Consider the following 13,067-nt stretch of genomic DNA (forward strand, 5'->3'; position numbering starts at 1 on the left):
GAGAGATTCTTATCTATTTTACCAAAAGGACCGACAAAAGACTATCTATATATAGAAAGAGAAAAACAATAGATGGATCATTATTTACAGAATAAAAGAGGAACGAATCTTTGTCGTGGCGGTGTTTAGTAGTGTTTGCATGTCAGCAAGTAAGGGAATGGTTGTATAGTACATACTAAATGATGAAATCTAGCAACAATCATGTTATACTAACAGGTGATATGTACGTAATGCTAATTGGGGAGGAAAGACATGTTATTCATTGCAATGTCTGTAGCTTTTATCGCTGCAATTATACTAACACCGCTAGTCATCAAATTCGCGTATCGGATCGGTGCGGTTGACCGCCCCAATTACCGAAAAGTCCACGCGAGAATCATGCCTAGAATCGGCGGGCTCGCAATTTTCGGAGCATTTATTATTGGATATGCTATATTATTGCCGAAAGACGAGCACGCAGTCAGCATCTTAATCGGTGCAGTACTGATCGTCATGATAGGCTTTTTAGACGATATGCTGGAAATTACAGCAAAAGCAAAAATGTTAGGCCAACTAGCAGCAGCGTTGGTCGTTGTACTATGGGGCGGATTACAAATTGAATTCATCAATTTGCCGTTTCTAGGACAGCTTGACTTTGGCTATTTAAGTATTCCGATCACGATTATTTGGATCATCGGAATCACGAACGCCGTCAATTTGATTGACGGATTGGATGGTTTGGCAGCAGGTGTTTCCACTATTGCGCTTATTGCCATTACGGTAATGGCTCTCTTGATGGGAGATGTCTTTGTGGCTGCAACGGCTTCTATATTAGCAGCTAGTTCGCTTGGCTTCCTATTTTTCAACTTCCATCCAGCGAAAATTTTTATGGGCGACACCGGATCACTCTTCCTTGGATTTATGATTTCGGTACTGGCGTTGCTCGGCTTTAAGAACGTTGCCGTCGTATCACTAGTTATTCCGATTATCATGCTAGGTGTGCCGATTTCAGACACATTCTTTGCGATTGTTAGACGAGTTCGCATGAAGCAGTCTATTACTGCAGCAGATAAGTCGCATTTGCATCACTGTTTATTACGCGTAGGTTTCTCGCATAGACAAGCTGTGCTAACGATTTATGGTATTGCGATTTTATTCGGAGCGGCCGCTGTATTGTTCTCACAAGCTACAGTATGGGGTGCGTTGCTTCTGATCTTCGTTATGTTGATCGTGATTGAGCTGTTTGTCGAATTGATAGGTTTGGCAGGAGCAAATTACCGTCCGTTGTTGAATTTAGTACGCATGATTGGTAAATAAATCAAACGAGTCCTTGTCTGCTGCGAAGCGGATGAGGGCTTTTTTTGATGAAATGTATAAAGATAGAGTGATGGCTGAGGGGAGAGGTACTGTTGATCGACGTTCTAGATAGGCGCTGATCTTCTAGGAGTGAACTGCACTGCCGTCGTATTCGAGATTTATAGAGTGGGAGTCAAAGTGACTTTTACTAGTGAATTTAATCCACTTAACCAAATTAGTACAGTGTACACTGAAACTATTACATTCTCTAATCGGATTGACTCCTTTCTATCTCTATCTACAAAAAACGATGAAACCAGTTAAGGCCTCATCGCTTCGGAATGAATTATTGATAATCGGTTTGTGCGGATGCAGACGTTTGGTCCGTGTCTAGCTCGGTTAAAGAGGAAGAGTCTGGAATCATTCCTAGATGAGATTTCAAGATCTGCTTTACTTCTTCTAGTTTCTGCTCATCTAGCTTGTAATAGTAAATACCTGTCGACATATCGTCATAGCCTGTCAACGTAATAGTATCGACGTCCGGAAGTCCGCTTTTTATATACTGAATGAACGACAACATTTGCTTGGATGTCATGTCGGTCTTCATGTTATCACCAAGCGCATTGATCACGTCTCCGTATTTTGTAATGGACGTAATGGATGTTGCTTCTTTAATCATCGCCTCAAGAATCATTTGCTGACGTTTGCCGCGCTCGATATCATTATCGAGTTTACGAGTACGTGCTAAAGCTAACGCATGGCGTCCGTCAAGACGTTGGAGGCCTGGCATTAAGTGAATTGCATTTTTATCGTTTTCATCTTTCTCAATTCGTTCATATGGAACTTCGACTTCTACACCGCCGAGTGCGTCTACCACGTCGATGAATGCATTAAAGTTCATTTTGACATAGTAGTTGACGGGAATATCGAATAGTTCTTCGACTGTTTCAATAGAGGCTTTAGTACCGCCATAGGCATGCGCATGTGTAATTTTATCTTTATAGTTTATCTGTGGAATATACACATATGAATCACGAGGGATGCTGACGAGCTTGATACTTTTGGTTTTAGGGTTCAGAGTTGCGAGTACCAATGCATCTGACCTGCCATTTGCTCCTGTTTCTTGCCGCATTTCACTTTCATCTACGCCAATCAATAAAATCGATACTTTGTCTTTTGCGGGTTCTACATATATTTCTGGTGGTTCTTGTTTAGCAATAGGTTCATAAGAACGATCTAGTACGTTCACCGCTTGATTGTGCAATTTGAAAGCATAACCGGCAATGGCTAGGGCCGCTATGAAGAACGTAAATAATGCTATTTTCAAGAAGCGCTTCGTTTTGGAAGCGTTCTTTTTCTTATATTCTTCTCTTTTCATTTTATACCTCCAGGGTGTACGGCAGAAAAAACCGTCAGTGGCAAATCTTCACATAAAATTCGCAGTAATGTAAGGAAATCAGACCTACTGCTCATAAAGTTCACCTTCTACCATTATACCCGCTTTTTAGTTGGACGTATAGTTAGATGTCGAACTCTAGGAATTCATGTCCAGTTATGGTAATGATCGCCTGACCGTTCGTTAACTCCATCATCCATTCCTGAAAAATCTCTTGATTCTCTTCAGGAACATATAAAAAGAGTTCAACGTCCTCTTCATAGACAATCTCTTTTAGTGGGTATTCGGACTGCCGTACTTCGTTTTCTACTTTGCCTAGCCATGTATAATCGATAGAAGTCTTAACTAGTGTGTGTAATTTTCTTTCCACGACACCTGTTGCGGCAATGCCTTCAGAAGCTGCTTTGCCATATGCACGGATTAATCCGCCACCACCAAGTTTGATGCCGCCAAAATAGCGAGTCACAACGATCACGGTATCTTTTAGCTGTTGCTTTTTAAGCACTTCCAACATAGGGAAGCCGGCTGTACCTGAAGGCTCACCGTCATCGTTCGCTTTTTGGATCTGGTCATGTTCTCCTATGATATAGGCGGAACAATTATGAGTAGCAGTATGATGGTTTTTTTTGATGTCCTGTATGAAATCCAGCGCCTCTTGTTCTGTCTCGACTCTTTTGACAAATGACAGAAAGCGGGATTTTTGAATAACGAATTCACTCTCTCCGTATAGTTGTACGGTTTTATAATTAGCTCGCATTTGTCGTACCCCCTACATTTGTAATATACTTATAATACTTATTCATCGTTAAAATGATATACTATATATGAAGTGTATAAGTATTTAGGCTAAACTGCAATAATGCTCGCTTTGCGAATTTTCACAAAAACGGCTGCGGGAGGTAGTTATTTGAACGACAAAGCAATTGACATTCAACAAATGGAGAAAATCTTTAGCAACATGGTAAATGTAATGGATCGTTCAAAAAGCGATATTTTTTTAATTAGCGAACAAAGCCGCCGAAGTTTTGAAGAGATGCAAAAAGAGTTAGCAGAAGTGAAAGAAAGTATTTCTCATGTGATAACAGAAGGCGATTCCTTAGAGGGTATGTCACGTCACTCAAGAAAACGTCTTGCTACTGTGTCAAAAGACTTCGTAACGTATAGTGAAGATGAAGTTAAACAAGCGTATAGTGTAGCAAATGACTTGCTTGTGCGCGCCTCCATCAATAAAATGGAGGAGAAACAACTTCGTGAACGACGGGATGAACTTGAACGTCGACTAAAGTTGCTGCTCTCTACAATTGAAAGAGCAGACCAACTTGTAAACCAAGTAACCACTGTGATCACATATTTAACATCTGATTTGAAAAATGTAAGTACAGCACTAGAAACGGCTCGCCAAAAACAAGATTTTGCAGTTCAAATCATTCAAGCCCAAGAAGAAGAACGTAAACGGTTATCACGTGATATTCATGATGGACCTGCACAAATGCTGGCCAATGTTTTGATGCGTTCGGGTTTAATTGAAAAAACGTTTGTTAAGCATGGCCCAGAAGAAGCGATGCAAGAGCTATCTTACTTAAAAGAAATGGTTAGGGGAGCGCTATCTGAAGTGCGTCGTATCATTTACAATTTGCGACCTATGGCTTTGGATGATTTAGGGCTAGTTCCGACATTGCGAAAGTATTTATTGACTATTAGTGAATACGAAGCGCCGCTAATCATTCATTTTCAAAGCAACGGAGCAGAAAAAAGATTTGCTTCCAATTTTGAAGTAGGTATTTTTCGTCTCATTCAAGAATCAGTAAATAACAGTATTAAACATGCGAAAACTGATGAAATATGGGTAAAAATCGAATGGTTACGCGAATCGGTTAATATAGTAATCAAAGACCAAGGTCTGGGATTTGATACAAATGAAGTAAAAGAGAAATCATTTGGTTTAATTGGAATGCAAGAACGTGTAGATTTATTGAAAGGGAAAATGAAGGTCATTTCTAAAGTTGGAGAAGGCACTTCAATACTTTTTCAAATTCCATTAGACGAAGATCTGTAAGTAAGGTAATTACTGGGAGGAATAGGATATGGAAGCGACTAAAATATTGATAGTAGATGATCACCAATTATTCCGTGAAGGAGTTAAACGGATTTTGGATTTTGAAGAATCATTTAACGTAGTAGCAGAAGGCGACGATGGAGTGGAAGTAGTCGAGTTATACAGAGAGTATGAACCAGACGTAGTACTGATGGATATTAATATGCCACGCATGAATGGTGTAGACGCGACTGAGCAGTTAATTAATGAATTTCCGGACGCACGCGTCATCATGCTATCCATTCATGACGACGAATCTTACGTAACGCACGCTTTGAAAACAGGTGCTCTCGGCTATATGCTAAAAGAAATGGATGCAGATGCGATTATTCAAGCGATCAAAGTAGTAGCGAATGGTGGCTCTTACTTACATCCAAAAATCACGCATAATTTGGTAACAGAATTCCGTCGTTTGAGCGAAAGAGAACATAAAGGATCCTTCCAGCAGAACGACATTCGTCGCCCGCTTCATTTATTGACGAAGCGCGAATGTGAAGTTCTACAATTATTAACAGATGGCCAAAGTAACCGGACAATCGGTGAAACGCTCTTCATCTCAGAAAAAACGGTGAAAAACCACGTCTCCAGCATTCTACAAAAAATGAGTGTCAATGACCGTACACAAGCTGTTGTGACAGCAATCAAAAATGGTTGGGTAGAAGTAAAATAATAAAAAAAGAGAAAGGTCTTTGCACGTTGAAGGCCTTTTTCTCTACGTAGGAGGGGCATATGAAGAAAAAATTGGCAGTCGCGTCCATGGCATTAGCGCTCGTATTAGGCGCGTGTGGTAACGCAGATGAAACGAATCAGAACAACCCTGAAACTGGGGAACCCGCACCAGGCAGTGGCGCCATCGATCATGGAGTAGATGATAATAAAGTAGGATTCAGCATGTCAGGCGACAAAGTTGAAGAAGCTACAGACGTACCCAAAGAGGATAAAGAAGATATTTTAGCTGCTTTTGATACCTACATCGAAACATTAAATAATCAAGACGTAGAAGGGTATCTTGCTACACTTTCTACTAAAGGCTATGATTTGGAAGAAGAGCGTCAAGCTACGGAAGAAATGCTTAAAAATACTAAGATGAAACGTGAAACAGATCATGAAACGATCGTAAAATATTCAGAGGATAGCGCACAGTTATTTTCTACATTGAAAACGACGTTCACCGATATTGAGACAGGAGTAGAAAATACGCCTGAAGGCCGCCAAGTGACTGTTTTCAATAAAGAAGATGGCGCATGGAAAGTGTTCTCGATCCACTTTATTGGTGATGAACCAGGAAACGAATAAACGACATTATATGTTGATATAACGACAAAACTTCCAGTGAATACAACTGGAAGTTTTTTTATGCGAAAAAAAGCCATACTATGAGTACTTGCTTTTCTGCGCTAAAGGAATTATAATCAATGAAGGAACACATGTTCTATAAGGAGGCGATTTCGATGCCTTTGATCCCCGCAGAGGCAATGCCCTATTTGGAGAACTATATTTATCTTCCTATGCTGTTGACAATTATGGAACGTGACCGTCAGTTGTTAGAGAAGGTACCGTTTAAATTGAAGAGCCCATACCTTAATTTGCTAGACGAGACAATGAACACCGTTTCCGCTGATCTACAAACAACTTCTCTGTATTTACAAAAGCACAAAATGAAAGTGATACGTCATTCGACAGATGAACTATTTACGGAATATATATTTTTACATGATGGTTATCAAGATATGCGACGCTATTTAAATGTTCGCTTACGTAACCGATCGGAAGAATTATTGAATCTGTATATTAGGAAATTGTCGAATCAGAACTTTTCGGCTCCATGATCATGTAATATGAACTTCGCAATTCTTCTTGAGCATTTTCAAATCGTTGAGACAAAATATGCGATAATGCCATTTGCCTATAAACGGTAGCTAACGACGTATCTAGTTGCATCTGCGTATCGTTTTTTAGCATAACGGTTACACCATCTTCGTGCTGAACAGCGTCTTTTACTGCATGATAAGCCACCCAGGAGTTTTTATGTAAAGTAGGGGACAGTAAAGGGAAAAATAATAACGGCCGATCATTCGAATGGGTTAGCATAATCGGTGGCTTTGGGCGATTTCTCAAATCCAATTTGGAACTGTTAATAATGGACTCAAAGTTGGAACGGTAATGCGCACAAGATTCTCTCATAATTTCTAATGGTGTTTTCTCGACAATAAATGTCCGGTCGCTTTCCACTACTTTTGTATAGTATGGGTTCGCATGTTGTCCATGAAGTAATGCAAAAGTATGGAATGTAACGATATAAGACGATAGATAATGTGGATTCGCCATGTTGTTCCCTCCTGTTTAATAGGACCATATACGTATTAATTATAGTATAGAAAAAGCGAAAATCAACTGTAATGTTGGAAAATAGTAAATCTTCTATTAATATGTTGAGTTTTATCGAATGGTTGTAGTTCTGATCAGTAGAAAGTCAGCAACTTGATGCTATCAACTTCTCGTGCATGGAAGGTGAGTATACGAACTGCCTTACACCTAATTTAACGGAAGCCATTGACCGGTGCCGTAGTGGGGACAATGAACTCTCCACTTACACTGCCAGCAATAGAGCGAAATTAAAAAGCTGAAGACCATCCTAAGAGAATAGGAATGTTCTTCAGCATTGTGATCTTCAGTTCTGGTACTCGATAGCCGCAGCACACAATGTTTTAGCCGCTGCCATCATAGCTTTTTCGTCTATGTCAAAGCGTGGGTGATGGTGAGGGTAGGCATCTGCTGGCATGGCGCCTGTAAAGAAGAAAGTACCTGGCACTTTTTCAAGGTAGTAGGCGAAGTCTTCTCCACCCATTTGAGGTTGCATTTCCTCTACACCTTTTAGGTTTGGAATAGATTCGGCGACAGTTTTCAAATAGCTCGTTTCTTTTTCGTGATTGACCACTGCTGGGTATCCACGGAAGTAGTCTACAGTGATTTGGCAATCATGAGCCAAGGCCGTGCCTTTCGCTATACGCTTTATTTCTTGTTCCATTAGATTGCGTACGTCGTGGGTGAATGTGCGAACAGTTCCTCCTAGAACGGCTTGGTCAGCGATGACGTTGAAGGCATTTTCTGCGACGAAAGAGCCGACGGATAGTACAGCTGATTCAATAGGATCCACACGTCTTGAGACGACTTGTTGCAAGTTCATTACGAGCTGTGAACCGATTACGATCGCATCTTTCGTTTGATGTGGAGAAGCACCGTGGCCGCCAGCACCTTGAATGGTAATATTGAATCGGTCCGCTGCAGCCATGATGGGACCGGAAGCGTAATAGATAACGCCTGAATCGAATAGAGACCATAAGTGCGTGCCGAAAATGACATCGACTCCTTCTAAACAGCCGTCTTCAATCATCGCAATTGCACCGCCTGGAGCTAATTCTTCTGCGTGTTGATGGATAAATACATATTCGCCCGTCAGCTCTTCGCGCATTTCGTTCATAGCTTTTGCTAATTGAAGAAGCGTGGCGGTATGGCCATCGTGTCCACATGCATGCATGACACCGGGTACTGTGGAAGTGTAGGGTGTGTCTTTTTGATCTTGGATAGGTAATGCGTCGAAGTCTGCTCGTAAAGCAACTGTTTTTCCTGGCTTTGCGCCTTTGACTCTTGCCACGACACCATTACCGCCTACTCCAGTACGTACTTCCACTCCGAGATGTTTATAAAAGTCAGCGATATAGGCAGCGGTTTTCGTTTCTTTAAACGAAACTTCGGGATTCATATGTAAGTAACGGCGAATCTCTACCATATCGTCATAGGATTGTTCTAGTTTCTGAAATAATCGTTCTCTCATTATAAAACCCCTTTCGAATAGACAAATAAGTCAATCAACTCGTTCAGTATAGCAAGTGGTACGCCATATCGCAAACTACGAATTTTGCAATTTTCCGTAATTAGAAAGGCTGAAAAACGATAAGTTAGACGACGTTCGACATAAAAAAAGAAGGTCTGACGTCGAAACGTCAAACCTCTTCAGTGGGTGTTTTATAATGTGCAGTGTAAGGAGCACTTGTGAAGATATGTTGTGTCGAACCACCGGCATCTTTGAAAACCGTTTTATCCGATAATTGATTACCGGGAGAGTTATACCAAATCTCATACAAGCGTCGATCCGTCCATTCCGTCAGCAATGTATACGTATCAGAACCGATAGGACGCAATAAGCGGAAGGCTACGAAACCTGGCATGTTTTGCAGTTGATCGCCCAAATGCTTGTACTGATGTTCAAAAATGGGTTTCCCTTCATCCGTCACTGCCACGTTATCCATTGCAAAGAATCCCGGTTCTGTCAGGTTACCGTATGAACCCACCACTTCAAATTTTCTTGGTGTTTGAAATACGCTCTTGCCATTCGTCTCATGTAGCAACAGTGTACTGCCGCCACCATTCATCAAAAGTATGGATTCATCCGTGTGCTGGTCTTTGATCTTCTCCATAAAACCCAGCGTTCCAGTCGTCATATAAATATTCATATAAATTTCCTCCTTTGGCTAGTAACAATCGTCCGTACTTAAATTAACAACACTCTTGACTAGTGTATGTTTCTACATATAGTAATTCCCATAATTCCTCCGAATCAAACACATCTGTTGCAAGCAAGTTAGGAAGGATTGTCTAAAGCGTGGCAGAAATGTGAGTTGCCTTAGCACAAAATTATGACAAAGGCGCAATTCGCTATACATTGACTTGTCAACGGTTTATCATGAGAACGTATATGAGTTACGTGAAAGAAATTAAAAATATGGAAAGAGGTATCTCAGAATATGTCAACTTTTAATGATACGTTATTACGTGCTGCGAGAGGCGAGGAAATTGAACACACGCCTGTTTGGTTCATGCGTCAAGCAGGACGTTCACAGCCAGAATACCTTAAAATCAAAGAGAAATACTCCTTGGAAGAAATTACGCATCAACCTGAATTATGTGCGTATGTAACCAAGCTTCCTGTAGATCAATATGATGTAGATGCAGCTATTTTATATAAAGACATCGTGACACCACTTGTAGGGATCGGAGTAGACGTAAAGATTAAATCAGGCGTGGGTCCAGTGATCTCCAACCCGATTCGTTCTGCACAAGACATCGCAAACTTGGGTGAGTTTTCAGCAGAAGAGCAAGTTCCTTACGTTTTGGATACAATAAAACTGCTAACACAAGAACAATTGAATGTACCACTCATCGGTTTCGCAGGCGCACCGTTTACACTTGCGAGCTATATGATTGAAGGCGGTCCTTCCAAGAGTTATAACCTGACAAAGTCCTTCATGGTATCTGAGCCTCAAGCTTGGTTCGCATTGATGGATAAATTGGCTGATATGACGATTAGTTATATCCAAGCACAAGTTAACGCAGGCGTTAAAGCTGTGCAAATATTTGATTCATGGGTAGGCGCATTGAATGTATCGGATTACCGAATCTTCATTAAACCTACAATGACTCGTATTTTTTCGGAACTGCGTAAATTAAATATTCCGTTGATCACATTTGGAGTCGGCGCAAGCCACTTGGCGAATGAATGGCATGACCTACCAGTCGACGTAGTCGGACTGGATTGGCGCTTGTCTATTAAAGAAGCTGGCGAACGCGGCATGACTAAACCATTGCAAGGAAACTTGGATCCATCCATGTTATTAGCAGACTGGTCGGTCATCGAAGAACGTGCAAAGCTGATTGTTGAACAAGGTGTAGAGCACGGTAGCCACATCTTCAACTTGGGCCACGGCGTATTCCCTCAAGTAAAACCAGCAACATTGAAACGCTTAACAGCTTTCGTACATGACTATAGTAGAGAATTACGTTCAAAGTAATAATCCAACCATGAGGTGAAAATGATGACGAAAAAGAAAATGGGTTTACTCGTTATGGCGTATGGAACACCAAACTCCTATGACGACCTAATACCGTATTACACGCATATCCGTAGAGGCCGTCCACCGGCTCCGGAACAAGTAGAAGATCTGCGCAATCGCTATGAAGCAATCGGAGGCATTTCACCACTTGCACGGATTACGGATGATCAAGCGGACGCATTAGGCGCTCGTTTGAATGAAGTACAAGATGAAATTGAATTCAAAGTATATGTCGGTCTGAAGCATATAGCGCCATTCGTAGAAGATGCTATACAAAAAATGCATGAAGATGGTATTACAGAAGCGGCATCTATTGTATTGGCACCACATTTCTCTACGTTCTCCGTTAAATCATACAACGGTCGCGCGAAAGAAGAAGCGGACAAGCACGGAATCACGCTTACTTCAGTTGAAAGCTGGTACAAGCAACCGAAATTCATCGAGTACTGGGCAAACCAATTGCGTCAAACTTATGATGCGATGGACGAGGCAGAGCGCGAGAATTCATGCTTGATCGTATCTGCGCATTCGTTACCGGAAAAGATTCTAGCTAACGGTGATCCATACGCTGATCAGTTGAAAGAAACAGCAGAAATGATTACAGATGCGGCAGGCGTCAAAACATACGCACTCGGCTGGCAAAGTGAAGGGCAAACGCCTGATCCTTGGTTAGGTCCCGATGTACAAGATCTCACACGTGAACTGTTTGAAACGAAAGGCTATACATCATTCGTTTACACACCAGTTGGTTTCGTGTCAGATCACTTGGAAGTTCTGTTCGATAACGACTACGAATGTAAAGTAGTATGTGACGATATCGGCGCTGCGTACCACAGACCAGCTATGCCGAACACCGATCCTTTATTCATTGATGCAATGGCGGATGCGGTAATGGATCAATTGCACGCAAGTAAATGAATTCAAGTGGATCGGAGTGAAAAAGGACATGAGTGAACGAAAAAAAGTTGTCATAATCGGCGGCGGCATCACAGGTCTTGCTGCAGCGTATTATATGCAAAAAGATGCCCGTGAACAAGGACTTCCCATAGATATCGTCATGATTGAAGCTTCAACACAACTAGGTGGAAAAATCCAAACAGTCCGTCGAGACGGCTATGTAATCGAACGCGGTCCCGACTCCTTTTTGATCCGTAAAAAAAGTGTAGACCAATTAGCGACTGACCTGGGGATAGAGGATCAGCTTGTGCGTAACGCAACAGGGCAAGCTTATATTTTGTTGCATGGTCAGATGCACAAAATCCCGGCAGGTGCTGTCATGGGTGTACCGACTGAAATCAAACCGTTCGTTGCATCCGGTTTATTCAGTTTGAGCGGTAAAATACGTGCGGCAGGTGACTTCGTATTACCACGTTCTGAAGTAACCGGGGATCAGTCGCTAGGTAAGTTTTTCCGTCGACGCTTTGGTACAGAAGTGGTGGAAAATCTAATCGAGCCACTGTTGTCGGGCGTCTATGCCGGTGATATCGATCATATGAGCTTGGAATCGACTTTCCCGCAGTTTTATGAAGTGGAAAAAAATCATCGAAGCTTAATTTTAGGAATGAGGAAGACTACTCCTAAACAGCTACCGCAAAAAAATAGTCATAGTTCGAAGAAAATGGGTGCTTTCCATACATTTAAAAATGGTCTGAATTCATTAATCGAAGCATTAGAAGAGCAGTTGACTGATGTCGATGTGATGAAAGGTACGCGTGTCACCCACATAGCGAAACAAGACGACCGTGCCATTCTGACATTGAATGATCAACAGCGAATCGTCGCAGATGCAGTGATTATGTCTGCAAGCCACATAGTAGCGAGTCGTTTATTTGAACCGCATGGTCTGTTGAAAGAGCTAGGAACGATTCCGATGACATCTGTCGCAACAGTTGCACTAGGTTACCCGAAAAGTGCGATGAAGAGCGATATCGATGGAACAGGTTTCTTAGTTCCGCGCAATAGTAACCATTCAATCACCGCCTGTACACTCGTCGACCGTAAATGGCCAACGACAACACCAGACGATAAAGTGATGGTGCGTGCATTCGTCGGGCGTGTTGGAGAAGAAGCGATTGTTGACTTACCAGATGCAGAGATTGAGAAAATCGTTCGCAAAGATATGAAAGAAATTCTCGGGCTTGAAGGTGAACCGGATTTCTGTATTATTACACGTTGGAAAGAAGACCGACCTCAATACCGTGTAGGCCATAAAGAAAAGGTTTTACGTGCGCGGGAAGAAGTACAATTGGAGTTTCCAATGGTCGAGCTAGCTGGTGCATCCTATAAGGGTGTCGGTTTGCCTGACTGTATCGATCAAGGAGTCGCCGCGAAAGATCAAGTATTGGCGAAGTTGTTTAAATAACGTAGAAAAATCCGTACAACCATAGTTGTGCGGATTTTTTATATTGTA

At 41.7% G+C, this 13,067-nt stretch carries 13 protein-coding genes; 8 read left to right on the plus strand and 5 right to left on the minus strand.

Going from position 1 to position 13,067, the window contains the following annotated elements; all coding sequences use genetic code 11:
- Positions 1 to 252: 252 nt before the first annotated feature.
- A complete protein-coding gene (locus SporoP17a_RS13495) occupies positions 253 to 1,296 on the plus strand; it encodes a glycosyltransferase family 4 protein (RefSeq protein ID WP_083035160.1) in 1,044 nt (347 codons plus the stop codon).
- Positions 1,297 to 1,621: 325 nt separating this feature from the next.
- Here the strand turns inward: SporoP17a_RS13495 and SporoP17a_RS13500 are convergent, their stop codons facing one another.
- Both SporoP17a_RS13500 and SporoP17a_RS13505 read right to left on the minus strand, forming a co-directional pair.
- Positions 1,622 to 2,653 carry an LCP family protein gene (locus SporoP17a_RS13500; RefSeq protein WP_083035161.1) on the minus strand — a complete coding sequence of 344 codons (1,032 nt, stop codon included), beginning with the start codon at positions 2,651 to 2,653 and terminating at the stop codon, positions 1,622 to 1,624.
- 142 nt (positions 2,654 to 2,795) lie between these two features.
- Positions 2,796 to 3,428 carry a YigZ family protein gene (locus tag SporoP17a_RS13505; protein WP_083035162.1) on the minus strand — a complete coding sequence of 211 codons (633 nt, stop codon included), beginning with the start codon at positions 3,426 to 3,428 and terminating at the stop codon, positions 2,796 to 2,798.
- Positions 3,429 to 3,578: 150 nt separating this feature from the next.
- Here SporoP17a_RS13505 and SporoP17a_RS13510 point away from each other — a divergent pair, with 150 nt between their 5' ends.
- The 4 genes from SporoP17a_RS13510 (at position 3,579) to SporoP17a_RS13525 (ending at position 6,595) form a co-directional block, all read left to right on the plus strand.
- Positions 3,579 to 4,727, plus strand: coding sequence for a sensor histidine kinase (locus SporoP17a_RS13510; protein ID WP_208859800.1), 1,149 nt, complete (start codon positions 3,579 to 3,581; stop codon positions 4,725 to 4,727).
- Positions 4,728 to 4,755: 28 nt separating this feature from the next.
- A complete protein-coding gene (locus SporoP17a_RS13515; RefSeq protein WP_083035164.1) occupies positions 4,756 to 5,436 on the plus strand; it encodes a response regulator in 681 nt (226 codons plus the stop codon).
- A 59-nt stretch (positions 5,437 to 5,495) separates the two neighbouring features.
- Positions 5,496 to 6,062: a nuclear transport factor 2 family protein gene (locus SporoP17a_RS13520; RefSeq protein ID WP_083035165.1), complete on the plus strand. Its 567-nt coding sequence runs from the start codon at positions 5,496 to 5,498 to the stop codon at positions 6,060 to 6,062.
- 155 nt (positions 6,063 to 6,217) lie between these two features.
- Positions 6,218 to 6,595, plus strand: coding sequence for a YhjD family protein (locus SporoP17a_RS13525; RefSeq protein WP_083035166.1), 378 nt, complete (start codon positions 6,218 to 6,220; stop codon positions 6,593 to 6,595).
- On the opposite strand, the gene SporoP17a_RS13530 is transcribed toward SporoP17a_RS13525, so the two are convergent.
- The 3 genes from SporoP17a_RS13530 to SporoP17a_RS13540 form a co-directional block, all read right to left on the minus strand.
- On the minus strand, positions 6,558 to 7,094 hold the full coding sequence (locus SporoP17a_RS13530) for a competence protein ComK (RefSeq protein ID WP_083035167.1): 537 nt from the start codon (positions 7,092 to 7,094) through the stop codon (positions 6,558 to 6,560). The two genes, SporoP17a_RS13525 and SporoP17a_RS13530, sit on opposite strands and share 38 nt — an antisense overlap.
- Before the next feature lie 343 nt (positions 7,095 to 7,437).
- Positions 7,438 to 8,601, minus strand: coding sequence for a M20 family metallopeptidase (locus SporoP17a_RS13535; RefSeq protein WP_083035168.1), 1,164 nt, complete (start codon positions 8,599 to 8,601; stop codon positions 7,438 to 7,440).
- 169 nt (positions 8,602 to 8,770) lie between these two features.
- Entirely contained in the window at positions 8,771 to 9,280 is a 510-nt protein-coding gene (locus tag SporoP17a_RS13540) for an antibiotic biosynthesis monooxygenase family protein (protein ID WP_083035169.1), read from the minus strand.
- Positions 9,281 to 9,571: 291 nt separating this feature from the next.
- Here SporoP17a_RS13540 and hemE point away from each other — a divergent pair, with 291 nt between their 5' ends.
- Genes hemE through hemY form a run of 3 tightly spaced genes read left to right on the plus strand, consistent with a single transcriptional unit; the run spans position 9,572 to position 13,019 of the window.
- On the plus strand, positions 9,572 to 10,615 hold the full coding sequence (gene hemE / locus SporoP17a_RS13545; protein ID WP_083035170.1) for a uroporphyrinogen decarboxylase: 1,044 nt from the start codon (positions 9,572 to 9,574) through the stop codon (positions 10,613 to 10,615).
- Positions 10,616 to 10,639: 24 nt separating this feature from the next.
- Positions 10,640 to 11,575, plus strand: coding sequence for a ferrochelatase (gene hemH / locus SporoP17a_RS13550; protein WP_083035171.1), 936 nt, complete (start codon positions 10,640 to 10,642; stop codon positions 11,573 to 11,575).
- 28 nt (positions 11,576 to 11,603) lie between these two features.
- Positions 11,604 to 13,019, plus strand: coding sequence for a protoporphyrinogen oxidase (gene hemY / locus SporoP17a_RS13555; protein WP_083035172.1), 1,416 nt, complete (start codon positions 11,604 to 11,606; stop codon positions 13,017 to 13,019).
- The last annotated feature ends 48 nt before the right edge of the window (positions 13,020 to 13,067 follow it).

Source organism: Sporosarcina ureae (assembly GCF_002082015.1).
In the GTDB taxonomy this organism is placed as follows: Bacteria; Bacillota; Bacilli; order Bacillales_A; family Planococcaceae; genus Sporosarcina; species Sporosarcina ureae_A.